Source organism: Paenibacillus sp. FSL K6-0276 (assembly GCF_037977235.1).
In the GTDB taxonomy this organism is placed as follows: domain Bacteria; phylum Bacillota; class Bacilli; order Paenibacillales; family Paenibacillaceae; genus Paenibacillus_AQ.
This window is the reverse complement of sequence record NZ_CP150276.1, coordinates 853,045-879,016: the sequence shown is the minus strand read 5'-3', so window position 1 is coordinate 879,016 and position 25,972 is coordinate 853,045. Positions and strand designations below refer to the sequence as shown.

Below are 25,972 nucleotides of genomic sequence, written 5' to 3'. Positions count from 1 at the left end.
TTGTAAACGAGAATATCGATAGGAAACGGCATATAGGTTTGGTGAAAAAAGGTTATCCTATACACCTCATATTGGCATGTACGGGATAACCTTTTGATGTTAATGCGAATTAAATCGCTCGTGTATGCTACTTACAATTCAAAATAAGATTGTAAATTAATTTAATGGGATCGAGTAAAATACTCGATATCCATTGTTGTTGGTATACCAGACAATTTTGTTGCCACTAATGATAGGGCTGCATTCTGATAGTGCAAAGTTCTTAATCGTTTGGATGTCGCCAGTGGCTGTGCCTTCTCCATTTATAAGAACATATTTCAGGTCGCCCGGTTCCTTATCAAATTCCTGCCACAACACCATCAGCTTGTCGTCTGTTATTTTCACCAGTTTAGGAATGGAAGCGATCTGGTTCGCACTTACATATTTAGCCAAGGTGATGTGGTTCACTGACGTGCTAGACAGGTTAGCTTTTGGCAGTACACTAAGAACGATATCTCTCTGGTCCTTCTCCAGTCCTACCATCTCATAAGACGTATATTCTTTGACTAGCGAATGGTCAATCGTATTCATAGCGACAATATAGTTCGCCGAAGACATCTCAAATCCGCCTATAGAAACGCCGGTGGCGTTCGCTCCGATTTTGCCGGGGATATTAAACAGGTCCACCTCGTTATAGCTGGTTCCGTCTCCTTTATTCAGGACAATCGAACGAGGATAGGCGTCACCATGATCCACTAGAACATGAGTAGCACCATCAAACAATACATATTGATCAAAAGAGTGACTGACATGATTCTTCTGGAATCTTCCCAGATCATTGGTCACGGTCATGGTTTGGGTATTCACGATAATCGTGAGCTGGGACTGATGATTTAATTTATCTTCTGTCGTGTACCGTGTACGTGAGGTGTGGAATACAAGCGTATCCCCAGCCTCAGCCATACTACCAGATCCTGAATCAAAAGGGCTAACCGTATAACTCTCCCCACCCTTAATGGAGACACTATCTACTCTATTGAAGCTTTTATCATAACGAACAATGCGAATCACTTCTTTGTTATCATTCTCTTCGCGATTCTCTTGTCCAAAAGCAATATAGTTATACTTCTCCCCGCTATAGAAACCGCCAAATATCGGAAGCTCAAAAGGAATACTTTTGTTACCTGTTAGTTCAAACTTCTCATTATACGATTCAATCGTAACTTCCTTATTCGCCTCAAGGACACTTACAGTCCCATCATTATTATTCACAAGATAGGAAGTGACCGTACTTTTCCATCTAGGAAAATAAGAAGATACAGCGTTACTTTCGGTTCCCACCGCCGTCTTCACCCGGTAAGCGTGATCTGGAATTTTGGAGAACAACGATATACGATCTGACTGAACGTCATATTCGATATCGAATGGAATCTTTCCCGCCAAATCTCGCAACTGAACATAGTTATTCTCATCAATATTGTACGCCGTAATAGACTGCAGCTGTCCATCCACTAGTACTTTGGAGGTTGAAAGCGTGGCAGAGTAATTTCTATTGCTACTATAATAGTTGCTGCTAGCTTTCTTTTCGGGAGTATACGCTTGCCCGGTTATGATCTCGATCGCATTGTTTGCTTTATTCCAAGTGATATCAAATTGACTCGTTGTTCCCGAGAAGTACTCCGCTAAATCGCGCAGTCTGAAATAATTGTTGTTCGAAATATTGAACCCATTCAGATCCTTTTGTTCTCCATCAAAATATGTACTGCTCTCGGTCACCTTAGCCTTCACCGTATTGCTCGCAAAGGTTGTAGTGCCGAGTGCTGGTATAACTAATAATACAATTAACAAAACACTAAAAATCCTCTTCATCCAACTTTTCCCCCATTTATGTATGACGGATTGTCAAGCTAAGTGCGACACTTCGGACATGAAAGATTCGTGAGCAGACTTCCACCCCAGACATTTCCGGGGGCGGTGGTTGATGAGATCTAGGGCGTGGGCAAGCTCCTCATCTGAAACTTGTGCAAAATCATGGCCTTTGGGAAAGAACTCTCGAAGGAGTCCGTTGCCATTCTCGTTAGACCCTCGTTGCCAGGACGAGTAGGGATCAGCAAAGTAGACATCCAGTCCATGAAAGGCTTCCAGAGCGCTATAGCAGGCGAATTCCTTTCCTCGATCCGCAGTAGCCGTTCGGAAAGTTTCTTGCGGATACTGGCTAGCCACAACACCAAAGGCGATCTCCATCGAATGAGCGGTACGGTCGGGCATCTTTACGGCCAGATACATCCGTGTCTTGCGCTCGATAAAGGTCGCGGCACAAGCACGGCTTTTTCCTCGGCTGGAAACCACCGTATCTAGTTCCCAGTGCCCGAAGGAATCTCTCTTTCGTACTCCCTTTGGCCGTTGACTAATGGTTTTCCCCACGAGGAATCGACCACGTGTCTCCAGTGGTTTACGTCGTTTACCCTTATGCCGTAGCACCTTTACTTCGCCTGCAACCAGACGACCTGCATATAGCCAACGGTAGATCGTCTTGAAGCATACGAAGGGTTGACCACTGGCTCTACGCTGTTCAGCAATCTGCTCGGGCGACCAGGTAAGTCGGAGTTTCTCATTGATCTCTCCGGCCAGTTCCGCGGTGAAACGACCTGTCGACTTACTCCCTTGTCGACGTTCGCTATACGCGATCTGAGCGGTCTCAGCAAGATAGGTATTTCCCTTGCCTCCTCGCTTCCGTTCTCTGGCAATGACGGAGTGATGACGTCCAAGTTCTGCCCCAATCGCTCGACTAGACCATCCCAATCCGTATAGTACTTCTAGTTTGCTTCGCTCCGTTATGCTAAGATGAGTGTAACCCATGGTGTGATTCTCCTTGTGTGAATGGTGTGTGGTAACTTCATTCTACACGAATCCCCATGGGCTTTCTCTGTTTAGCTGTCGCACTTCATATTACAATCCGTCGTATAAATAAAAACACTATTATTTTTATCGGTAATTTACGCCTATTCCTCCACCACATAACTTACAAATGCCAATCTCTTACTATCAGGAGACCACGAATTCACGTTTATCGTACCTTGTCCTCCAAACAGCTGTACTAGTGTACGATAAGGGCCTCCCGTGCTTGCCATCAATCGAATCTCAACATCCTTATTCGCAGGGTGATCGCCAGGAGCTACATCTCCTTTACGGTAACTAAGGTATGCTATCGTCTGTCCATCTGGCGATACATGCGGGAACCAGTTATTACTCTCGTCAAAAGTCATCTGTGTCTGCTCACTGCCATCGGCATTCATTCGCCACACCTGCATCAGCCCTGTACGCACCGAATTGAACCAAATATGCTCTCCGTCTGGCGAATATTCAGGTCCATCATCTAGTCCAGGCGAATCCGTCAGTTGTACCTCAACTCCTCCGTATACTGGAATGGTATAAATATCATACTGACCCTTGCGCTCTGCACAATAAGCTAACTCAGCACCATTTGGAGACCAACCATGTAAATAGCTTGGAGCATTCGGTGTAACTAGAACCGGTTCGCCACCCTCCATGGGAAGAGTATATATACGAGATTTACTATCTTCTTTCGTATGATGACTAATTGCGATCTTAGTGTTGTCAAAAGACAGAACATGATCGTTATTACATTCCGTAGCAAATCCCGAATCAATACGAACACTCTCACAGGTTGCTATGTCGAACGAATAGAGACAACCTTGACTATTATAAATAAGACGCTTACCATCGCTCGTCCAATTGGGTGCCTCGATTAAGTAATCAAACGAGCGGAGCGCAGTTCGTTCCCCTGTCTGTACATCTACGATTTCTAATGTGCTAATCACTTTCATTGTCCTCTCTCCCATCGTTAAAATATGTACATAACCCACTTCGACAGCTTTTCTAAATACCCTTTCTTCCTTGGTGATAGAGTTGTATAGGTAAGCAAAAACGCCTTCGGCGTCCCTAAAGGACGGTATGCGTTTATGCGAGAAATATAAGGATAATGTATAGCGTGAAACTTATACTTTCTTATATTTCAAAAAAACTGCCTCGAAGAGAGTTCATTCCTCAAGGCAGCTCCATAATCATCTTATAAACGTCCTGCCGCTTTTACCAGCAAGGCATTGCCCGGCAAGTAGGCAATCGGAATATCCTCAGACAATACGATCTGTACAGTCTCGCGATCTGCTCCGGCAAGAACGGCTTGTTCTATCGCATGGTTGCGAGCATCTTCCTTAGCCTCGTCATAAGACATTTCGTCTAAGGAATAAATCCGTTCTGTCTCCCGCTCACCTCACCTAATGCAGCGCCAATCGCATTCGCAGCATCATAGTGATCCGGTCTTACAATCCACGCTACACCTTCAAGCTTATCTGCTACGAGAATGCTTCCGCCGCCGACATCAATCCCAATGCGGTATATTTCTTCCATGTTGTTTACATTCGTATGAGACATTACTCTGCTCCCCCTTTCTCAGCTGCTTGCCTTTTTATTTCGATTGCAATCTCTCATCAAACATTAATTGGATTTGTAAACCAAAGGGATCTTCAATGATCCCGTAGGCTTTGCTAAACACATTACTAGATAAAGGAGCAATAATTTTTACACGCTCATCTGTGACTAAGCTTTTATAAAAACCTTCAATTTCCTCTAAGTCAGCACTTTGAATACATAATGAAGTGTTATTACCCACTGTATATTTCTCACTCGTATTCATTGTATCTTCTGCTATCATCACTTTTGTTTTTCCAATTATTAGGACTGAGTGAGTAATGTAATCCTTATTTTCATCAGTAAGCTGTATGGAACTGTCACGTTCTGCTAGTTGTTGATAAGTAACACGTAACAATTCCTCTGCCTCAAAATGTTTTTTGTAAAATTCAATAGCTTCCTTTGCTTTTCCGTTCATGGACAAAAAAATAGCTATTTCTAATGTTGTGCTCATTGTATAACTCTCCTTTAAATCATGATTTTAGGTAAATATCTTATCCATTTGATAAATAACCTTAAACTTATTATCATATATAAAGGTATCAAAACATGACACCTTAATAAGGAGCCTTATATTATGAAAAAAACAGAACGATTAAATGACATGATGAGATACTTAAACGGGCGAGAGTTTTTTAATCTAAGTGACCTTATGGAGAAATACAATATTTCAAAAAGCACTGCGCTACGTGATATTAGTTCATTAGAACAATTAGGGATGCCTATTTTTTCGGAGCATGGGAGACACGGACGATATGGACTTTTAAAAAATAGATTGTTATCTCCTATTATTTTCACTATGGATGAAGTGTATGCATTGTACTTTGCTATGCTGACGCTAGAATCTTATCAATCTACACCTTTTCATTTAAGTGTTAACAAGCTAAACGAAAAGTTCGAGCACTGTCTATCGAATACACAAATCAAGCAGATTCATAAAATGAAAAAAGTTCTACAATTTGAAATGTATCAGCATAAGCATGTTAGTCTTTTTTTAGATAAAATCCTAGCAAGTATTCTAAATGAGAGCGCCTGTAACATTGAATATACAAAAAATAACCAGACAAAAAGCTACCCCGTTCAATTCTTCAGAATTTCCGCGAAGTTTGGTCAATGGTATGCTGCTGGAATAGAGTTAAATACGAATACATATAGAGTTTTTAGATGTGATCGAATAACCTTCATTGAAGAAGAGGAAAGCACAGCCCGCTTTTCTATCGATGAATTGCTTAGTCGTTCATTAGAAATTTATCAATCCGAGAACAGTATTAACTTTGAAGTTGAGATTGCAGACCAAGCCAAGGATATTTTTTATAAAGAACATTATCCTTCTATGGAAATAGAAGATGGTCATAGAACAGTCATTAGGGGATTCTATAATCCAGGCGAAGAAGAATTCCTAGCTAATTATTTTATGCGATATGGTCATTCTGTTATATCAGTGAAGCCTGAATCCTTAAAACAAATGATTCAGGATAAAGTAGAGAATCTCTTAAGTCACTATCAAAAAATATAAATCGGACGAAAAAAGAGGGATCTACACCCCTCTTTACTATTTCATCAATGCATCTCAACTATATGGCGCCTTTGAATTCCAGATTCACAAGCGGTTCCCGGCTGGGATTAGCTTTCCCGGCTTCTCGGAGTACCAGTAATCCAATTGATAAGGACACAACGCCAATAATGATCAGCAGCGCCCCCATCTCCTGACTGTAGGTTGTTAGCGCCCCAAAATATGATGATCGTAATATATTATAATCATCATATTTTAGAATCGTCAACAACCGTGTTTATCCTTTCATAAGCTAACAGTGCTCAGGATCGTTAAATTGACAGGCTTTATTATGATGAATATAATATTTTAAAAGTAGAATTATGAAGCTATGGAGTGATTACGATGCCCTATCCCAAAGGCCATAAAATAAAAGTACGGAATACGATTGTTGAAAGTGCCGCCCAGGCTTTTCGCACCCATGGCATTCACGATGTAAGTGTTCCATTCATTATGAAGGGAGCCGGATTGACTCATGGCGGGTTTTATTCCCATTTTGACAACAAAGAACAACTGGTCGCCGAAGCCTGCCGGTATGCCATCAGCGATACCATCGCACTTTTGCAGAAGGTCTCGGACCAGGAAGAGCAGAACCCCAAAATCAATGCTGTCATTGATTATTATTTAAGTCCGTATCACCGCGACAAAACGGAGATGGGCTGCATTATCCCTGCCCTTTCTGCCGAAATATCTCATTCTTCCGAAGAAGTTCGGCAGGTATTCACGCAGGAACTGGAGCGGATGATTGCTTTTATCTCCGATCTGGCGGGAATTGACCCCTCCAAAGGTAGCGCACTGTTCAGCACCATGGTTGGCTCTCTTGTTCTTGCACGGACTGTAAATGACCCTGAACTGAGCGAAAGCCTCCTCTCGGCAGGCAAGGAGTCTGCCAAAAAGCTAGTTATGAACTAACAGGGTCGGAGGGATTCTGGAGAAACGTCAGTGGTCGCCTTTAAAGCCCGATTTCAACCGATAATCTATTACAATTCAGAAATCAGGCTTTAACAGCGATCGTAAGAACCCTCCGAACCCGTAGCTGTTGTTTATAAACGGTCAACCACTAATTTTGATTTTGAGCCACAAATGAATCCTCATCCAAGAATCTTCGTACTAATATGAAATAGATGGTAAATGAGGAGTGTATCCAATGAACGAGCAGTATGCAGCAAGAATTGAATTGTTCGCAGAGAACGCGCAGAGGATTAAAAAAGCTTTTCCTTGGCAAAATGCAATGGTTAGTCGTTTGGCCGGGTTGCTGTATACAGCAGAAAACAAAAGTGCAGATGAGGATGCCATTCGCGCGAGCCAAGAACTTATTAAAGAGAATACCGGAATTTTCTCTTCCTTTAGGGGTAACTCGGCAATTAGTATTGCTACGCTACTCTCTCTTTCTGCTGACAAGGAACAACAGCTTGCAAACACCCTGACCGTGTATGACTTATTGAAGGACGTCAAATTCAGAGCCTCTGATTATCTCGTCGTTGCCGCGTATCAAATCGCCGCTAATACGACAACAGATAAGTATCAACGTACGGTAGAACGCGCAAAGATGTTTTACGACAGTATGAAAGCTAAGCACCGTTTTCTTACCGGACATGATGATTATATCTTCTCTGCTATGCTCGGCCTTTCCGATATCGACGTCGACAGCGGCGTGGACCGGATGGAGCAGCTTTATACTGCACTAAAGCCCGAATTTATGTCGGGAAACAGCGTGCAAGCTCTTACACAGGTGCTGGTTCTTGGAAAAGAAGCCCCAGAAGCAGCGGACCGTGTACTGGCATTACGAGACGCGTTCCGTGCACATGGTATCCGGTTGGATAAGGAATACACCCTTTCTTCGCTGGGCGTGCTAACTTTGCTCTCCTCCAACAATAAGGATATGGTTACGGAAGTCTCGGAGACCTACGAATTACTACGCACCAAAAAAGGCTTTGGCAACTGGTCCATTGCAAAGCAGGAATTGCTACTACTGTCAGCTGCACTAGTAGCCTTCAAATATGTAGAGGATGTGCAAAGTGGCATTGTAACCTCGATGCTCTCCACCAGTATCACCAATATTGTGATCGCACAGCAGGCTGCTCTTGCTGGGGCTGCAGCGGCTGCATCCGCTGCGGCTATAAATTCTTCTTCGAATTAAAATGAACAGTGAGGGAAGACATGGATTCAATACAAATCATCACCAATAGAAATGAAGAATGTTTATACCGTCTACTGAATATTTGGGAATCATCCGTGCGGTATTCGCATCTATTCCTGTCTGAACAGGACATTGATGCGTTGCGTCCACTGGTTATACAGGGGATGGAGCAAATAAGTCATCTGCTTGCTTTTATAGATGATCATAACCAATCGATTGGCTTCATAGGTGTTCAGGATAACAAGATTGAAATGCTGTTCGTAGAACCTGCTGCAATGGGAAAAGGGATTGGAAAATCGCTCGTAGCTTATGCTATACAGGCACTGGACGTACACTACGTTGATGTAAATGAACAAAATCCGCAAGCCTTAGGTTTCTATGAGCATATGGGTTTTCAAGTTTTTGAGCGTTCTGCACTCGATGAACAAGGCAATCCTTTCCCTATCCTCCATATGAAGTTATCGATCGACTCACGTTAAAAGATTCCTTCGCTTCTCAAAGCAAATACCCTTCCAAAATATTTGGAAGGGTATTTGCTTATCCACTAACGCTTATTCTACCGACTTCAACGCTTCAATCATATGAATCCGTTTGAGCTTAATATGCATGAAAGCCATGACAATGCCCGAGAACAGCAGTGTTAACAGTGCGGCATACACATAGCTTGGCCACTTGATAATCGGCGCGAACATCGTCACATCCAGCTCAGCTGTATTCAGGACGAAGCTGTGTAATATAATGCCAAGACCCGATCCGGCCACAATGCCAAGTAAGCTTAGCAGCATATTCTCGCGGTAAATATACATCGTTACTTCCTTATCATAAAATCCCAATACCTTGATGGTTGACAGTTCCCTGATCCGCTCAGAAACATTGATATTGGTCAAATTGTAGAGGACGACAAAAGCCAGAGCGGCCGCTGACACAATGAGTACTAAGGTTACTACATCCATACTCTTCATGGTGTCATCAAAAGCAGTGCCTACGCTACTGGAGAAGCTGACCGCAGCCACTCCCTCATTATCCGTTAGCTTCTCGCTGAACTTGTCCTCCCATGCTTTATCGTGCGTGGTATAGTTCAGCAGCTCTGTGTTGAACACCGGTTCTTGTCCAAATACGGAAGAATAATACGCAGGTGTCATATAAACATAGTGCATTACATAGTTCTCTGTAATCCCTGCGACCTTAATCTTGAATGTTTCGTTATCCTTGTCCACCACATTCAACCGGTCACCGGGCTCAAGCCCGTATAATTTAGCCAGCTTCTCCGAGATTATAGCGCCCTCGTCCGAAAGCGTGCATTTTTCTCCACTCACTCGATCCCGCAACTCCACATAATCGGATATAGAATCAACAGATGCAGGGATGAACATATGCACATCCTGATCATTTACACCACTGCTGTGCGCTTTCATCGTTTCCTGTGCAACACTTAGTGATCCAGTTATGGTGGACTCGCCAGTAATCAATTGCTCGTAGGCATCCCGCACATCAGCAGATGCATCTTCATGCAGCGCTACGAGTGCATCATATTTCATAATCGTGCCGAACTGCTGGGGGGCAATGCTACCGATCGAATCTTTGAGGCCAAACCCGGTCAGGATCAGCGCCGTACAGCCGGCCACGCCGAACACAGTCATGAACATCCGCTGCTTGTAGCGGAATAAATTCCGTGCGGTAACCTTTTGAACAAAGCTCAGCCGTTTCCATACAAACGTAACTCTCTCCAGTAAAATCCGTTGCCCGCTCTTTGGCGCCTTCGGACGCATCAACACAGAAGCATTGCTACGTAGCTCTACACGTGCCGCAATCCAAGCCGTCAATGTAGTGCAGATTAGCGCCACTATAATGGAAATGATGGAATACGACGGATAGAAGCTTTTGATAAGATCCGGCAGATTATAAAGCGAACTGTACGCATTATAGATAATGGTTGGAAACATGGTAAAACCGAGAGCAAGCCCCGCAACCGAAGCTGTCAAGCTGGCAAGCGTACCATAAACCAAGAATTTGGCCATAATGTCACGGTTGCCATACCCAAGCGCTTTAAGTGTCCCGATCTGCAAACGATGCTCCTCGACCATGCGAGTCATGGTCGTCAGGCTGACCAGCGCAGCAATCAGGAAAAAGAATACCGGGAACGCACTCGCAATTGCCGACAACCGATCAGCGTTGTCTTTATATTCGGCATACCCTGGATTGGCGTTTCGGTCAGTGACGTAGACCTTGGGTAGCCCTAGTTCTGCAAGCTTTTGCTCCCCTGCGGCCAGTTCCGCCTTGGCTGAGACCAGTCCATCGGCAATGGCCTTCATGTTTGCAGCTTGTTCCTGCTGCACTACTTTTGGCTGGCCCTTTAAATCGTCGAGCTGACGCTCGGCAGCGGCCACCTTGCCACGTCCACTCGACAGCTCTTTCTCACCTTCCGCCCGCAGCTCCGCAAGCCGTGCTTCCGGCACGCTGGACAACGCCTGCTCTACTGTCTTGGTATGCTGTTCGATCAACGCCTCATACTCTGGTGAATAAGCCTTCATACCGGCTGTATCTTTGAAGGACAGATAGGCTTCCGTGTAAACCGGGAGCTTGAAATCTGACTCCGGGATCGCTGCGAACGCATCTGCCATGCCTTTGCCGATCCCACTTGTGCCCCGGGTACTCTTTTCTATAAATTGCGGGCTTCGCACAAAGCCCACAACAGTATAGTTCAGTGTCTCAAAGTTGTTCGACAGCTCCGCATCCGTTCCGTCTCCGCTGAACGTTACTTTGTCACCTAGTGCATACTTTTCGACCAGCTTGTCATCCAATACGATTTCTCCGGAATTCTCTGGAAGACGACCTTTAATTATGCTGTACTGGTTAAGAGGTTTATCTGAATTGTAAGAATGGACCTTGAGTATCAAAGCATTATCTCCGCTGAACACATCCGCGCTGTAACTCGGCTGGACCTCATCGATCCCCGGTACATCGCTCAGCAGATCTATGTTATCTTCGGTCAAACCATAGTTGGTCTGCACCTTCAGATCCATCAGCCTCGTCTCTTGGTAAAAGGTTCCGGCTGTATCCAGCATATCTGGACCGGCTGCTTTGATGCCGGAAAAAAAACTAACGCCCAGCATAATGATTGCAAAAATCGAAATGAATCGGGCCTTGGTGTGCCTAATTTCACGAAAAATATCTTTCCACAATGCGCGCTTTTTCATAGATGCCTTCTCCTTACCATTCGATATCTTCAACGGATACTGGCGAAGGATTGGTTACCATCTTCCGTACCTTAGCATTGTTAATCTCAATGACCCTGTCTGCCATTGGCGCAATCGCAAGATTATGTGTGATTACGATGACCGTGGTCCCTGTATTACGGCAGGTATCCTGAAGTAGCTTCAGCACCTGCTTGCCAGTATTGTAGTCTAGTGCACCTGTTGGCTCATCGCATAGGAGTAACTTCGGCTGTTTAGCCAATGCTCTGGCGATAGCGACGCGTTGCTGTTCACCGCCAGACAGCTGAGCCGGAAAATTATTCAGCCGCGCTCCCAGTCCCACATCCTCCAGCACCTTACGAGCATCTAGTGCACGCGGGGAAATCTGAGATGCAAGCTCGACATTCTCCAGTGTGGTAAGATTGGGCACTAAGTTGTAGAACTGGAACACAAAACCAACGTCATTGCGGCGGTAGCCCGTCAACTCCTTGGCACCGAACTTGGCAATGTCCGTACCGTCCACAATGACCTGGCCTTCATCAGCAGAATCCATCCCGCCAAGAATATTAAGCACCGTCGATTTGCCCGCACCGCTGGGACCGACAATCACAGCAAACTCACCTTTATTTATCTCAAAATCGATTCCGTCATTAGCGACGATCACACTCTCACCCATTTTGTAACGCTTGTACTCACCTTTTACAGCAACAAAGCTCATTCCTCATCCTCCTGTCTCTATCCAAACCAAGCTTAATCACTTTACATTGTTTCAGTTTATCATAATTAGAACGCCCAAGCCCGAATGGCAAACCCTCATTACTAAAGGTAAAATTCACATCATTAATAAGTTCATTTTTTTGTAACAATAATGTAACAAGGGAATTTTACCGTAAACGATACTTAGTCATTTGATAGTGTTATAATCACCTTGATTTATTCATTCTTTTCAGGCAAGAGTGAAAGAACTAACAGAAACAGGTGATCAGATGTTCGAACTGAAATGGCTATGGCAGAACTTAGAGGGAAACCGAACACGGTACATTCTGGCGCTCTGCCTCTCGGTGGTGGGCTCAAGTCTTACGATTGTGAACCCGTACATCAGTCAGCGCATTGTCGATACGTTTATAGCGGGTGACAATGCCCTGCAGAATCTTACACAAGAACGGCAATTATTGATTATGCTCTGCTTGGGCATGATTGGATTTTCTCTACTGCGCACAGGACTTGCTTATTTTACAACCATGCAGTACGAAAAGTCCTCGCAAAACATGATGTACAACATCCGGATTTTTTTGTACAACAAGATTCAGGGACAAGACAGAGAATATTACGACCGTAACCGAACCGGGGATCTCATGACCAAGATGACCGGGGATTTGGACATGGTTCGTCACTCGATGGCATGGATTTTCAAAACGATCATTGAATCGCTAACGATCTTCATTGCTGCTGTTATCTATTTTTTCACCATAGATGCTCAGCTAACGCTGTGGATGCTAATCCTGTCACCGCCCATTTTTATCGTGGCTTACATATTCGCTAAACGCGTCCGTCCAATGTATATTGACCTACGCGAGCGGTTGTCCCAGCTTAACACAACTACACAGGAAAATATTTCAGGCAACCGTGTGGTCAAGGCTTTTGCTCGCGAGGAGTTCGAGGTCCAAAAATTCACAGAGAAGAATGTCAACTATTCTACGGCGAACAAAAAGGCCGCCCTTGTATGGCTTGATTATTTTCCTTATCTGGAATCCTTCGCTCAGGGCTTCAACGTAATTCTTATGTTGGCTGGTGGTTTGTTCCTGATGAACGGCCGGATTACCTTTGGCGAATTCACAGCTTTCTCTTCGCTGATATGGGCCGTCTCCAACCCTATGCGCAACATCGGTATTATCATCAACGACATTCAACGCTTTTTTGCGAGCTTGTCCAAAATCGTTGATATCTATTACGCAAAGCCTAATATTGTAAACGAGCATACGTCTACTGACAAACGCCGTTACGAAGGCCGTATTGAGTTCGATCATGTCCGTTTCAAATATGACAGCGCTGTCGTACTTGACGATGTTAGCTTTACCGTTGAACCTGGTGAAACCATAGCGATCATGGGCTCGACCGGATCAGGCAAAACAACAATCATCAACCTGATTCCTCGCTTCTACGACGTAGCCGAAGGGCGCGTACTCATCGACGGCGTTGATGTCCGAAAGCTGGAGCTCGATGAGCTCCGCGATAATATCGGCATGGCGACCCAAGATGTGCTCTTGTTCTCTGATACTATCGATGGAAACATCGCCTATGGTGATCCTGATCTTCCGGAAGAAGATGCAAAGGCCTATGCCGAGCTCGCCGCCGCACACGACTTCATTACCAAAATGCCTGAAGGTTATGATACCGTTGTTGGGGAACGCGGAGTCGGCCTGTCCGGAGGTCAAAAACAGCGTATTGCGCTGGCGCGGGCCTTAGCGGTACGCCGTCCTATCCTGATTCTGGATGATACGACTTCTGCTGTCGATCTTGAGACGGAGGAGCATATTCAGAAAAGTCTACGCGAGCTGGATTATCCTTGCACAAAGATTATTATCGCGCAGCGTGTATCTACGACCGCGCAGGCTGACCGTATCCTCATTCTGGATGGCGGAATGCTGGTTGAGGAAGGTACCCACGCCGAACTGCTGGCGAAACGGGGCTACTACTACGATGTGTTTAAACTGCAGAACGAGGGTATTGGAAGGCAGGTGACCGCAAGTGGCAAGGAATAAATTCGACGTCGATGAGAATCTGGAATCGCCGTTTAATATAAAACACTTCCGACGTGCGATGGTGTACATTAAACGAAAGAAAACGCCAATGATTGTTGCGTTTATACTCAGTGCGCTTTCAGCGGCCATATCACTATCGGCTCCACTTATTATGCAGCATGTCATCGACGTGACCATTCCAGCAAAAGCGAAGCTTGCGCTGGTGGGCTGGGCTGGGCTGATGCTTCTGACCATTGTGGTCAGCGTTTATCTAGCTACCATACGATCACGCATCATGACGAGTGTTGGGCAGGATATTATTTTTGACATCCGTACAGATTTGTTTAAGCACCTGCAAGAGTTGCCTTTCAAATATTATGACGACCGTCCGCAGGGCAAGATTCTCATCCGGGTCGTAAACTACGTTAATGCCGTTTCCGATGTGTTATCCAACGGTATTATCAACTTTATTCTAGAAATCGTGAATTTGCTCTTTATCGCGGCCTTCATGTTCGCCGTTGACGTACGGCTCTCATTTGTCATCCTTGCAGGACTGCCAGTCTTCTTTGGCATCATGATGCTGATCAAAACTCGGCAACGCCGGGCTTGGCAAGCAGTGTCCAACAAAAGCTCCAACCTGAACGCCTATTTGCAAGAAAGCATCAGCGGTATTGGTGTGACGCAAATGTTCTCCCGGGAACAACGCAACGAGGGAATCTTCACACGTCTCGCAGGCAATTTCCGCACAGAATGGATGAAGGCGCTACGTTACAACATACTTATTCCGTTCTCCGTAGACAACTTGTCTACGATCGTTACATCGTTGATTTTTCTTGTAGGCTTACTAACACTCAGTCCTCAAGACATGACCCTCGGTGTCATCCTAGCAATGAGCAGCTACGCTGCCCGCTTCTGGCAGCCGATTCTGAATCTTTCGAACCTGTACAATAACTTTATCAACGCCGTTGCCTATCTTGAGCGTATCTTCGAAACGCTGGATGAGCCTGTTACCGTCAGTGATATTCCGAATGCGAAGTCACTGCGACCTGTAGAGGGTCATGTCACTTTCGACGATGTAACCTTTGCGTATGACCCAGGACTCAATATTCTGGAGAATATCTCCTTCAAGATCAAAGCGGGAGAAAGCATCGCTCTGGTGGGACCAACAGGTGCAGGCAAAACTACGGTCGTCAATCTGATCTCGCGCTTCTATAATATTTCCAGCGGTAAGATTCTTATCGACGATCAGGATATCTCGCAGGTTACGCTGAAGTCCCTGCGCAGCCAGATGGGGATTATGCTACAGGACAGCTTCATCTTCTCCGGTACCATCTTGGACAATATTCGTTACGGTAAACTCGATGCCACCGAGGAAGAAGTGATCGCCGCAGCAAAAGCCGTTTGCGCCGACGAATTCATCCGTGAATTCGATCAAGGATACCTGACAGAGGTCAACGAGCGTGGCTCCAAGCTGTCTCAGGGACAGCGGCAGCTCATTTCGTTCGCAAGAACACTTTTGGCTGACCCGCGCATTCTCATTCTAGACGAGGCAACCTCTTCAATTGATGCGAAGACTGAGCGCTTGCTGCAAAAAGGTCTGAATGAGCTACTTAAGGGACGTACCTCGTTCATTATCGCGCATCGCCTGTCCACCGTAAAAAACTGCGACCGCATAATGTACGTGTCTAACAAAGGCATCGCAGAAAGCGGCTCACACGATGAGCTTATCACACAAAGAGGCCTTTACCACCGCCTCTACACGGCGCAGAAGATGGAAGCTTAATTAATATAAAGCAACAAAAGAGCTCAGGGCTATTCGCAGCCTGAGCTTTTTTGTTCCTTTACATTTTTTTGATAATATCAAAAACTAATCTATCGCCGTCCAAATATTCAGCGCAAGTGAGCGAACCGCAATATCCGTGTGATTTCTGTACACCCTCAAACGCTCTGCAGCCTCTGGACTCCAGAGCAGAGCACTTCCGGCAACTTCAAGCAACGAAAGTCCGATATACTGAGATTCGTAACTACCTTCAGACCCAAGCACATCTACAATTTCCAATAAAGTCTCCGGACTCCAGTATCCTATGCTGTCTTTTAAATTATGCGTGACCTGCTTGTAGGCATCGCTTAACAGCTGAGGCTGATTTGAAATAAAGTTAACCATCCGATTCAGATAAGCGGCCGATTCCTCCACGTTATTCCATTCTATTACTGCTATATACAGTTTCATCACAACTTGCTGTAAAGTCTCATCCGATGCTAGACAGTCAATCAGTCCCGTATACAAAGATATAAGGTGCATCCGGTTGATTTTTGGCAAAGAGTTTAGCTGGTTGACCAATTTCAGGAGACGTTGCCGATGAGGCAAATCTCTTCTGGTAGTTGCATTCCATTCATCACTTATTGCCCCACTAGCCAGTCTCTGACAAACACCGATTACCACCTCATTGACCTTACCATCGCGGCATGTTTCTATCAGCGTGTTCATAGCAAATTCCCATCTGGTGCTGTCTTCCAAATCCGTAATAGCCCGAGCGGTGGCAGCTGCAACAATGCCTTCATTTCCATTTGTCCACCGCATCATAGAACTGAAAGCATACTTGCCAACAAACCCATCCGGATGATTTCCAATTTCAATGATTAATTCTAAATAGCGAAGTCTATAGTCTAGCGGAAGATCATTAGGCTGTTGGGATAATAAACTTCTTGCGATGTCACTTTCTGATGAGGCGGCCATTGCACTTAAAATCTCCCAAGCGCGCTCATCATCTAAAAGCTGTTTCGCAGCATGCCCTATGGCAATGATTACATCCTTGTGTGCGTTTGGTTTCTCGAACTCGTTCATCAATAGCGGAATGCTGTCATCGCTTCTATAAGCACCCAGTAAGCGGATGGCCTCTTTTCTGACAGTGATCTTCAGCTTATCCCGATTCAGCAGCTCTTGCAGCATGGAAACCAGTAACACCGGATTCACTCTGCGGATGCATCTAGGTATCGAGTACATGGCTACACGCGCCCGGTCCCCATCCAGATTCTCCAGTAGAACAGGAAGTGCCTTCTCCGGTTCTTCCATGAGTGAAAGGGCATGAAGTGCAGCTTCTACTACAGTTACTTCCTTATCCTGTAGAAGCTCTAGTACCTTATCTGAACCAAGATCAGGCATACTTGCCATGATCTTAATAACGCTTGAACGCTCCCAATGGCTGCGCTTGGCATCGAATGCAATTTTTTCTAATAAGGAACTTAATGCTAGTTGCTGACGCGGCAGCCACCTGTAGAATCCATCCGCAGCTGGTACTGGATAGATAGTCTTACCTGATAGGAACTTGCCCTTAATAGTAGCCCCCGAAATAAAGGGATCGAGCCATTCTTGACGCTTCAGATGCAGATGCTGGAACACTTCATGGATTGTAATATACGATTTATCCAAAGCTAATAATTCCTTAACTCTAGCATCACGCATTGTATGAGGCGCAAGCCAGTGTCTGGCCGCTTGTATGGCTGTAGAATCTACTTTTACCCTCGTTGCTTCTTTTAACAGATTCTGAAGTTTTATGATGCCGTAACCTCTTTTACCGAATGAGCTAGCCAGGCTAAGCAACAGATTGTAGTCTTCTCTTTTGTTGGCCTGTACAGCTAATGTATAAATTTCGTCGAAGATAATCTCTTCTACTCCTTGGGGCAAATTCTTCTCCAATGATGGAAGTGAAAGCTGTCCGTTCTGTTTGGCCAGTTTCTGGAACGTATTTAAAGAGAACTTGAACAACTCACCGTGAGGCTGCAAAGCGTTATGCCGCAGAATAACAAATGCCAGTTGTTGAACGGAAAACTTCGTACCATATGAAGTATCTCTGGCATCTATAACACTATCAACAAGCAAAGTAAGTTCTTGTACATGGGCATCCGTGAACACAGACGCAGGACTTTCCGAAAGCTCTTTAAACACAACACCCCGAACAGGATCCTGGTCATTTCTAATCCGGCCCAAGTACACCAAAGTCTCATTCATACCCTGTCTCGACAGAACCGTACTTCTGATCAACTGCATAAGCGCCGTGGCGCGTTCGTCTGCACTGGATACCTTAGTTGCTTGTTCAAGCCCCGCTCTTGAATGAAGAATAGAACGACAAGCAGTAAATCTGATTGTTCTATCCTGGTCATCATTGATTTCACGAAGGCCAAGCATGCGGGTGGCTTCCTTGTCACGCAAGGCATGCGGTAATACATATAGTAATCTTTCCGGAAAAATGCGTTCTTGGCGTTTATCTTCTTCATACACGGCATCAAAAATTACTTTGCGGTTGGAAGGTGCAATATTATGCAGCAACTTCGCTAAATGCATAGGGTGATCTGCGAGTAATTTCGCTATCTCAATCCATTGATCCATGGATAAATATTTTTTTCTTTTTAGAACCCCTTCAGGCACACCATAAGTAATCAGATCGCTCCGCGACTCCGTTCGAGTCAGCAGCTGATACACCTTATTAGGATTTTGGCGTACAAGCGTGCCAAGTTGTTCTTTTAACGCAGAATTTATGATACCCTCAGGTCCATGATTCATCGCACACTCCAGCACCAGATCCGCCTTCAGATTGCATAGGATCTCCATAGCTGATGAGAACCTCCACCAGACATATCCCTTTTCCCTGGGTGGTGTACTTTCTAGCGTTGTTTCAAAGTATTCCGCTACTACGTCAAGATGCCTACTGGATAATTTCTTCCAGTCTTTTATGGCATATCCGATATCAACAAGCCATTTACTAACCGTTGCCGAATAACAAGCCTGCAGTACAATTGCTGCCTCCTCCGCTCCCCACCGGGCGTACACCACAGGCAATAAGCGTTCCGCCAATTCCTGACGGTTAATATGTGAAATACTGTGCAGCAGCTTGCGGCGGCAATCATGTGATAAATGGGGAAGCTCACGTTCAATATCAGCATCTGAAGCCACCTTTGCCAAAAGACCCGCAGCCGTATTTCTGATACTTGCCATGGGATGCCGCAGTGCTGATAGAACAATAGCAGCATCCTGTGTTGCAATGGCACCGATTAATGCAAGACGTGCTTCATAAACACCATCCTCCAGCAAGGAGGCTAGTAATTGGGAGTACTGGACAGATCCAAGATGATCACGGCCTAATATCGCTACTTTTTTATTTCTGTCGGAATAGCCTAATGAATCTAATTCTTTAAGTAAGCTCTGTTTGTCCAATGGATCTCTTTTAAAAATCATAAGTCCTCCTCTTTCACCTGTTCTTATTCCATCCAAACTTTATTCTCTATAACGCAATCCATTCCCTTTATAATTCTAGAATTTTACATCTAGTTTCGTTGACCAAAAAATAAAGGTAACCCTGAAGCTGGTTGTTCAACCGACTTCAGGATTACCTTTAGTACTACTTACTCTGTTCATTCCGTCTTTGTATAAACACATACGTATTCTCATCCGACAGCTCATCAGCAAAGCAGAAATCAAACCCGTCGAACCCTTTGATATCTTCCACACAGGTGATTTGCCGCTCGGCCATGAAGCGTACCATTTCACCTCTGGCCATTTTGACCAGAGTCGCTCTCTCAACTATCTTACCGCCGATTTCCTGCCCGAATACACAGCTAATCATTCGAACGTTTCCACCAACATACGGAGAGATGCACTTGCTGTATTCCTTGGAGGCCAGATTCAGAATGATATCAGTCTCCGAAAATAGCTGATCCGCCAGCTTCCTGTTCCAGAATTCGTAGATAGAATTGAAACCAGGTCCGCTAAGCTTTGCCTGCATCTCCAGTCTGTACGGAACAACGCCGTCAAAGGGCCGAGCGATTCCATAGAACCCGGACAATATCCGTAAATGCTGCTGAAGATATTCTAGCTCCTCCATTTGAAGTACCCCAGGTGCCATGTACTGGTACTGGATACCCTCATAGGAAAAGATAGCCGGTGTAAGATTCTGTGTTACATCCATATCCCGAATCCGCTCCACATTCAGCGTGGCGATGGCATCATTGCATTTCCATAGCGATTTGGCTTCTTCATAATTCAACTTTTGTAATAAGGCCAGAAGAGTCTGCGACTCGCTTATGAATTGCGGCATCTGGCGGCAATCCAAAAAATCCGTGTCCCTCTTCATCTTCTTGGCAGGCGAAATAATGATTCTCATGATGCTCCCTTTTCTCTTTTCTTACCCCCATGGGGAATTTAACCACCAGTAGTCAGAATTCCCTCACTTCTAAAGTGGTGGAATGAATGGCTACAGTCTTTCTCATCTAAGAAATTCCTTATATACGAACACTTGTGCTATAATACTCCTGTTAATGTATGGAAAGGAGTGGCGCGACTTGCTCATCCTTAAAGCGTACAAGTACCGGATATACCCCACGCTTGAACAACAACACTATTTTGCTAACGTATTCGGCTGTGTTCGCTTCATCTACAATAAGATGCTTGCAGATAAGATCGGGCACTATAAACAAACAGGAAAAATGCTGAAAAATACACCTGCTGTATATAAGAAAGCCTTTCCGTGGCTTAAAACAGTAGACAGCCTTGCCTTAGCCAATGCCCAGCTCCAATTGGAGAATGCGTACAACCAATTCTTTCGGAATAAGAATGTCGGATTCCCCCACTTCAAAAGCAAAAAAACGAACCACTACAGCTTCACAACAAACAATCAAAACGGAACGATCACGATTCAAGATGGAAGGATGAAAATTCCAAAGCTTAAGACAAGAATACGCATCAAGATCCACCGTCCATTCACAGGGCGAATCAAATCCTGCACCCTATCCAAAACAATTTCGCAAATCCGAAAAACGCTTGGCCAAATTACAACGGGACTTGTCACGTAAGAAAAAAGGGAGTCATAACCGGTCTAAAGTACGACTCCAGGTGGCCAAGCTCCATGAAAAGATAGCGAATCAACGTAAAGATTTCTTGCACAAAATGTCCACCCGAATGATAAGCGATAACCAAGTAATCGTTCTGGAGGACCTGCGTGTAAAGAACATGATGCAGAACCACAAGTTAGCGAAAGCCTTATCCGAAGTCTCTTGGAGTCTGTTCAGAGAAATGGTTACCTATAAATCGGAATGGTACGGCAGAACATTGATCATTGCGCCCAAACATTATGCAAGCAGCCAAATTTGTTCTTGCTGCGGCTACAAGAATGCAGAAGTGAAAAACCTGGCTGTACGGGAATGGACTTGTCCTGAATGTCATACTGAGCACGACAGAGACAGGATTGCAGCTCTAAACCTTCTAAAATTAGTCATGTAAAATGGCAATGATCGGGTTAGGAACTAGCCTGCAAGCTTGGGGTAACTTGGAGCGGTAGCTCTATTGACCAAGAAGCACCCACCTCTTAGGTGGTGTGTAGTTCACATGTAATCTTATCCTATCACACTTAATCTTATTAGGCTTGGGACAAGTTCATGAAATTTTTTCACTACCGTCCGCTTTGCCCGCTGCCGCCATCCGTACCTTGGCTGCCATTTCTTCTTGTCCCTCCATTCATGCCGGGAGAGCCACCTCCATCTTTGGCCCTGCCATCGGTAAACCCCTGTCCCCCGTTCGCCCTTGACCCAGAGTCGGTACTCGATATCTTCTGTGCGGTAATGGCCTCACAGGAGACTAGCACCATGGAACAGCTAAGCACTGCTATAATCAAAGCAAGAAATCGCTTGGTCCGCATCTTTGAACCACCTCTTTCCGAGCAAAAATGGTCAACGTGGAAAATATCTTTTTAACATATAATCATATACATCTTTAAATCCCATGTAGGATAACACGATCAGCAGCGGATACACCGGATAAATATACCGGGACTTAATCTCCCACAAAAGATAGAATCCGATAAAGCCTAGCACCACAAGAATCAAAGAGGTCTCCTCATATCTTTTGGCTCTTATTCCACCAATTAAGCGGATGAGTATACAAACATACATCAGGAAATTCAGAACATACAGCAACCACAGCAGCCCGCTTCGGTAACTCGAATCCGCCTTAAATAAATCCGTAGCAGTGTTAGTGTAGCTATAACGGTCCATGACAAAACCCATTCTTCCACCGTTACTAGATGATCCGTCATTCCCAAGCACATATCGTTCCATCTGGTATGTTCCTTCCGTCCAGGTCCAAACGATCTTTTTATAATACATCTTCACTAAGTCACTTAGGCTCGCCTCGGAGAGTTTATTGCTGATTTCCACTTTAAATAGCTTCGTACTTTCTGCGATCGTATAGCTCTGCCAGTTATCCCAGAAACCAAACGTCTCCAGATTGACCCCCATATTCAGCCACATATAAACACGTGCGGAATTTGTATTAATCGGTTCATCTACGACATTCGTCGACTGCAGCACAGCATTTTGCGTCCAGCCGGGAACATTAAACAATAAAGCTGTGATAAACAAAGCGCTTAGAGCCTTTTTCACCCCGATCGCACGTATGTTGAACAAAAGACTGAATACCATAGTAATCAGAAAAATAATACCAATGCTTCGGAAATAGTTACCAACTGCCAGTAAGGTAGCTGCGAAGAGAATATCCTTCATGGACCTTCTTTTTATAAATTTCACGGCAAAATATAAGGCACTTGTCAGGAAGGCGGTGGCTATCACATCGTTATAGATTAAATTACTCATGAACAGCGAAGGAATATAGGTTGCGGCAAACACAAGAATGCCATAATCATGATCCTTAGACTTATCATTGAGCTCTTTATACAGCAGGTAAATCATTAACGAGGTTAAGAGTGTAAATAGAATATTGAATATTTTGATCACCAGATAATAATCCGGAAATAACTGTAGCAACGTCTTTAATTACACAACAATCGAGAAATTAAACGGAATCATATGCAGATAACCGCTCGTGTCAAAAGATGAATAATCATTCCGGTACAGCATATCGAGTGCCAATGAAAGCACGGTCTGCGAATCATCCGTCGGCAAGCGGGGAAACAGGAAGATGATCGCGAGCTGAATGGAAAAAGAACATAGCAATGTGGCCGGATGGCGATTTTCCAACTATACTGATTAAGCTTCAGGCACATTTTATACAAAATAACGCTTAATACGAGCACCACAGCAATCCCTAAAATAAAAAGGCCGAGCTATTGCTTCTCCAAAACGGGTGTGTCCCCATATACGAAATAATTATATTTCGCCTGGATAAAAAAGGAGGAAGCGATAAACAGCCCTATGAAGCATGCAAGTATGAGATACAAGGTTTTCTGAATTGCCCTTACCATGGAAAACCTCCTTTACACAGTCGAAGTCCTATACAAGCACATCCCCCGATTCATTAAAAGCATTATAAACACCCAAACTGAAAATCAAATGAACGTCCGATGTGTTGAAATCTCGCAGCGAACAAACGTAAATAGACCGCCTCCCTCGCAAAGGGTTGCGGTCTGTATTGTAATTCTTTTTGAGATGAAGATCATTCAAACCCTAGGAAATCCAAATCTTTCAGGAATCTATTACTTCCAATTAAACTCTTTACCCTCTTCGTTACATTAGGCCCTTTAGGTGTACTGCCTCGTCTATTCAGCAGGATCCATCTAAGACAAGCCCATGCTTCAAAGACCTCAAGCTCTTCCTGCTCCATAAAATGCTCCAATAAATAAGCGGAACGGAACACATCAGCATAACGCTCGGAGATGTGAATTTTCAGTAGAATGAGTGACCATGAAAAATCATATCTAGGATCTCCCAACTGTCCGTTCGTCCAATCAATGACGGTAAATCGCTCTTTTTCCTCTACTATATTTCCTATGTGGAAATCCCCATGAATGATACATTCTTGCTTCATTGGCGTTTGCTCCACTAGAGAAATCAATGCTTGATTAAGGTCTGCGTGCTCTCTTGCTTCTGGAAAAAAGTAATCGATGAAATCGTACTTAGGTATTTGTATATGTTCAAGCTCAACAAAATCTATTTGATGAATTCTGGCTAAAATGCTCGCGAGCTTCTTCATTGTCATATCATTCACTTTATGAATTGGCGTTCCGTCAAAGCTTGTTAACAATACCTTATTCCCGTCCGGGTTGATCCCCCACCCCACTGGTTTAGAGACGGCTACCCCTCGTTCAGACAGGACATCCAATAATCGATATTGGAACTGAACATCCGGTTTGGAGCTCTTACTCCACGTTTTTAAGACATAGCTCTCCTGATCTAAACCGATCTTTAGAACCTCAGCTTCAAAGCCATGATCCATCGGATGCGTGGTTAAGCTGTCTTCATGATGGAGTAGCTCGTCCATGATTTCATGGTGTTCCAGCCATTTTACGATACTTATTGGGGTTCTCATGAGTAGTTCTTCCTTTCGGGTGATTGTATATACCCTATTATTTTTGTGGAATACCCGCTACGATCTCAATCAAATTCCCTTCTGGATCAGCCACAATAGATTCACGCAACCCATAGGGCTGCGAAATAGGTTCTTTTATAAGAGTTGCACCTGCCTTCACCAGACGCTCAAATTCCTTGTCGACATCTTCAGGTGAGGGAACGCCAAATGAGACTTCCATCGTCCCATTTAACCCATTAGGATAATCTAGCCCTGAAATACTAAGCGCATCCCGCTGACACAAATTAAAAAACACACCACTCTTTAGCTGGACCCCGGTAAATACGCCACCATCCCATTCTATAGCCATATTCATGACGTCCCGATAGAATGTAACCATCTTTTCCATGTCTTTTACAAAAAAAGTGATCGCACCGATTTCCATAAAACCCTCCTACTATTCTAAATTATTCCTTTTCAATCGTAGCTATAGTAGCATAGGCGGTAAAATATTGAAATGAACTATAACAATAATAAAAAGCTCTGTAGAAACTCTACAGAGCATAGTAGCGAGCATTCGCTGATAATCTAGTAATCTGTTTAATGGATTTCATAGCAAACGGTAAATCTGAAACCGTACAACTCATAACCAATCTGAGTATATAGACGAATGGCCTTCTTATTGTCTCCATGCGTGCCCAATGTGGCGGTTGTTTTTCCCTGCTTTTTTAGATAATCCAGTGCGGTGCAGATGATGTTACGAGCGGCACCTTTTTTCTGCCATTCAGGAATGACGAATACATTCTCCGTTGCACTTCTCTCGTCGGTGATTCTCCAGGTTGAGGTGTTGCCGATCAATTGATCGCCATGAAACGCGCAGAAATTAACGATTTCGGGCGATCCCTGCATCCATCCCAAATGGTTTAGACTCCACGCCACACCGTCAAAGGAAGCGAGTTCAGCTTGACGATATTGTTCCTGAGCTTCACTATTGTTCAGTGCAGTTGGCTTCACCAGAACACCTTCTGGTAAAGGATACTCAGGAATCTCTCTACTCAGGTCAAATTTAAACACGACAATCGTATCGCAAATCGTAAATCCGCGTGCTAGACAGAAGCTCAACTCTTGGAGATTATCTGTGTCGATATATTGAGCCATGATAATACGCTTGTCTTGATATTGTGCTTTAATTTCTCTAGACCGTCCGATCAATGCTTCGATCAGCGCAGCTTTGATGTCTTCATCCTCGGCGTTCTCCGCAAATACGATTTCGTAATTAAGATATCGTTTAAAACTTGGGTCTTCGTCATGCCCAACCGCATGAAAGGTATCATGCTCCATCAGATGAGCAACGGCCAGAACCTCTCCGTCGCCACTCACTGCGCAGAACATATTTCGCTTATCCAGATCGCCATGATACAGATATAGCATTTTTAGAACAAAATCCATGCCTTCAATTTGCTCCGCATCTTCATCCTTCGGATTTCGAATTACAAAGTCTTTCATTAATAAACATCGTCTCCAATCTTTTATGGTGCTGCAAAATATTTTGGATGATGGTTTGTTCTAAGCTGCAAATGATCT

General features: G+C 44.4%; 23 protein-coding genes and 1 pseudogene. 7 read left to right on the top strand and 17 right to left on the bottom strand.

The window, feature by feature from the left end; translation table 11 throughout:
• Positions 1-156: 156 nt before the first annotated feature.
• The 6 genes from MHH52_RS03845 to MHH52_RS03820 all read right to left on the bottom strand — a co-directional run bounded on the left by MHH52_RS03845 (position 157) and on the right by MHH52_RS03820 (position 4,924).
• Complete coding sequence (locus MHH52_RS03845; RefSeq protein WP_340006755.1) at positions 157-1,848, bottom strand: hypothetical protein; 1,692 nt, start codon at positions 1,846-1,848, stop codon at positions 157-159.
• A gap of 33 nt (positions 1,849-1,881) precedes the next feature.
• Entirely contained in the window at positions 1,882-2,838 is a 957-nt protein-coding gene (locus tag MHH52_RS03840) for an IS30 family transposase (RefSeq protein WP_340003901.1), read from the bottom strand.
• Positions 2,839-2,981: 143 nt separating this feature from the next.
• Positions 2,982-3,827 (bottom strand): transporter, encoded by an 846-nt coding sequence (locus tag MHH52_RS03835; RefSeq protein ID WP_340006753.1) that lies wholly within the window; start codon positions 3,825-3,827, stop codon positions 2,982-2,984.
• A 242-nt stretch (positions 3,828-4,069) separates the two neighbouring features.
• On the bottom strand, positions 4,070-4,234 hold the full coding sequence (locus MHH52_RS03830; protein ID WP_340006752.1) for a hypothetical protein: 165 nt from the start codon (positions 4,232-4,234) through the stop codon (positions 4,070-4,072).
• A 5-nt stretch (positions 4,235-4,239) separates the two neighbouring features.
• Positions 4,240-4,434, bottom strand: coding sequence for a hypothetical protein (locus MHH52_RS03825; protein ID WP_340006750.1), 195 nt, complete (start codon positions 4,432-4,434; stop codon positions 4,240-4,242).
• A gap of 34 nt (positions 4,435-4,468) precedes the next feature.
• Positions 4,469-4,924, bottom strand: coding sequence for a VOC family protein (locus MHH52_RS03820; RefSeq protein ID WP_313637063.1), 456 nt, complete (start codon positions 4,922-4,924; stop codon positions 4,469-4,471).
• Positions 4,925-5,047: 123 nt separating this feature from the next.
• Between MHH52_RS03820 and MHH52_RS03815 the strand changes: the two genes are divergently transcribed.
• On the top strand, positions 5,048-5,986 hold the full coding sequence (locus MHH52_RS03815; protein WP_340006748.1) for a YafY family protein: 939 nt from the start codon (positions 5,048-5,050) through the stop codon (positions 5,984-5,986).
• Positions 5,987-6,044: 58 nt separating this feature from the next.
• Here MHH52_RS03815 and MHH52_RS03810 read toward each other — a convergent pair whose 3' ends face one another.
• Complete coding sequence (locus MHH52_RS03810) at positions 6,045-6,254, bottom strand: hypothetical protein (RefSeq protein ID WP_340006746.1); 210 nt, start codon at positions 6,252-6,254, stop codon at positions 6,045-6,047.
• A 113-nt stretch (positions 6,255-6,367) separates the two neighbouring features.
• Between MHH52_RS03810 and MHH52_RS03805 the strand changes: the two genes are divergently transcribed.
• The 3 genes from MHH52_RS03805 (at position 6,368) to MHH52_RS03795 (ending at position 8,641) form a co-directional block, all read left to right on the top strand.
• Complete coding sequence (locus MHH52_RS03805; protein ID WP_340006744.1) at positions 6,368-6,934, top strand: TetR/AcrR family transcriptional regulator; 567 nt, start codon at positions 6,368-6,370, stop codon at positions 6,932-6,934.
• Positions 6,935-7,169: 235 nt separating this feature from the next.
• A complete protein-coding gene (locus MHH52_RS03800) occupies positions 7,170-8,162 on the top strand; it encodes a DUF4003 family protein (RefSeq protein WP_340006742.1) in 993 nt (330 codons plus the stop codon).
• 20 nt (positions 8,163-8,182) lie between these two features.
• Entirely contained in the window at positions 8,183-8,641 is a 459-nt protein-coding gene (locus MHH52_RS03795; RefSeq protein WP_313637068.1) for a GNAT family N-acetyltransferase, read from the top strand.
• A 72-nt stretch (positions 8,642-8,713) separates the two neighbouring features.
• Here the strand turns inward: MHH52_RS03795 and MHH52_RS03790 are convergent, their stop codons facing one another.
• Together MHH52_RS03790 and MHH52_RS03785 are read right to left on the bottom strand one after the other, a co-directional pair.
• Positions 8,714-11,359 (bottom strand): FtsX-like permease family protein, encoded by a 2,646-nt coding sequence (locus MHH52_RS03790; protein WP_340006740.1) that lies wholly within the window; start codon positions 11,357-11,359, stop codon positions 8,714-8,716.
• A 13-nt stretch (positions 11,360-11,372) separates the two neighbouring features.
• Positions 11,373-12,074: an ABC transporter ATP-binding protein gene (locus MHH52_RS03785; RefSeq protein ID WP_313637070.1), complete on the bottom strand. Its 702-nt coding sequence runs from the start codon at positions 12,072-12,074 to the stop codon at positions 11,373-11,375.
• A 238-nt stretch (positions 12,075-12,312) separates the two neighbouring features.
• Here MHH52_RS03785 and MHH52_RS03780 point away from each other — a divergent pair, with 238 nt between their 5' ends.
• Both MHH52_RS03780 and MHH52_RS03775 read left to right on the top strand, forming a co-directional pair.
• A complete protein-coding gene (locus MHH52_RS03780; RefSeq protein ID WP_340006739.1) occupies positions 12,313-14,118 on the top strand; it encodes an ABC transporter ATP-binding protein in 1,806 nt (601 codons plus the stop codon).
• The gene (locus tag MHH52_RS03775; RefSeq protein WP_313637072.1) at positions 14,105-15,880 is read left to right on the top strand and encodes an ABC transporter ATP-binding protein; all 1,776 of its coding nucleotides are present in this window, start codon (positions 14,105-14,107) and stop codon (positions 15,878-15,880) included. Before MHH52_RS03780 ends, MHH52_RS03775 begins: the two co-directional genes overlap by 14 nt.
• A gap of 84 nt (positions 15,881-15,964) precedes the next feature.
• Here MHH52_RS03775 and MHH52_RS03770 read toward each other — a convergent pair whose 3' ends face one another.
• Together MHH52_RS03770 and yaaA are read right to left on the bottom strand one after the other, a co-directional pair.
• Entirely contained in the window at positions 15,965-19,330 is a 3,366-nt protein-coding gene (locus MHH52_RS03770; protein WP_340006738.1) for a HEAT repeat domain-containing protein, read from the bottom strand.
• Between the two features lie 163 nt (positions 19,331-19,493).
• Positions 19,494-20,255, bottom strand: a complete 762-nt coding sequence (yaaA, locus tag MHH52_RS03765) for a peroxide stress protein YaaA (protein WP_340006736.1) — start codon at positions 20,253-20,255, stop codon at positions 19,494-19,496.
• 184 nt (positions 20,256-20,439) lie between these two features.
• Between yaaA and MHH52_RS03760 the strand changes: the two are divergent.
• Positions 20,440-21,370 (top strand): annotated as a pseudogene (locus tag MHH52_RS03760) (RNA-guided endonuclease TnpB family protein).
• A 169-nt stretch (positions 21,371-21,539) separates the two neighbouring features.
• On the opposite strand, the gene MHH52_RS03755 reads toward MHH52_RS03760, so the two are convergent.
• From MHH52_RS03755 to MHH52_RS03730, 6 genes are all read right to left on the bottom strand, one after another.
• Entirely contained in the window at positions 21,540-21,785 is a 246-nt protein-coding gene (locus MHH52_RS03755; RefSeq protein WP_340006734.1) for a hypothetical protein, read from the bottom strand.
• Positions 21,786-21,816: 31 nt separating this feature from the next.
• Positions 21,817-22,908, bottom strand: a complete 1,092-nt coding sequence (locus tag MHH52_RS03750) for a glycosyltransferase family 39 protein (RefSeq protein ID WP_340006733.1) — start codon at positions 22,906-22,908, stop codon at positions 21,817-21,819.
• A 9-nt stretch (positions 22,909-22,917) separates the two neighbouring features.
• Positions 22,918-23,121 (bottom strand): hypothetical protein, encoded by a 204-nt coding sequence (locus MHH52_RS03745; protein ID WP_340006731.1) that lies wholly within the window; start codon positions 23,119-23,121, stop codon positions 22,918-22,920.
• A 415-nt stretch (positions 23,122-23,536) separates the two neighbouring features.
• A complete protein-coding gene (locus tag MHH52_RS03740) occupies positions 23,537-24,409 on the bottom strand; it encodes an aminoglycoside phosphotransferase family protein (RefSeq protein WP_340006729.1) in 873 nt (290 codons plus the stop codon).
• 37 nt (positions 24,410-24,446) lie between these two features.
• Positions 24,447-24,833, bottom strand: a complete 387-nt coding sequence (locus MHH52_RS03735) for a VOC family protein (RefSeq protein ID WP_340006728.1) — start codon at positions 24,831-24,833, stop codon at positions 24,447-24,449.
• Positions 24,834-24,988: 155 nt separating this feature from the next.
• Positions 24,989-25,894, bottom strand: coding sequence for a GNAT family N-acetyltransferase (locus MHH52_RS03730; RefSeq protein ID WP_313637079.1), 906 nt, complete (start codon positions 25,892-25,894; stop codon positions 24,989-24,991).
• Positions 25,895-25,972: the final 78 nt, after the last annotated feature.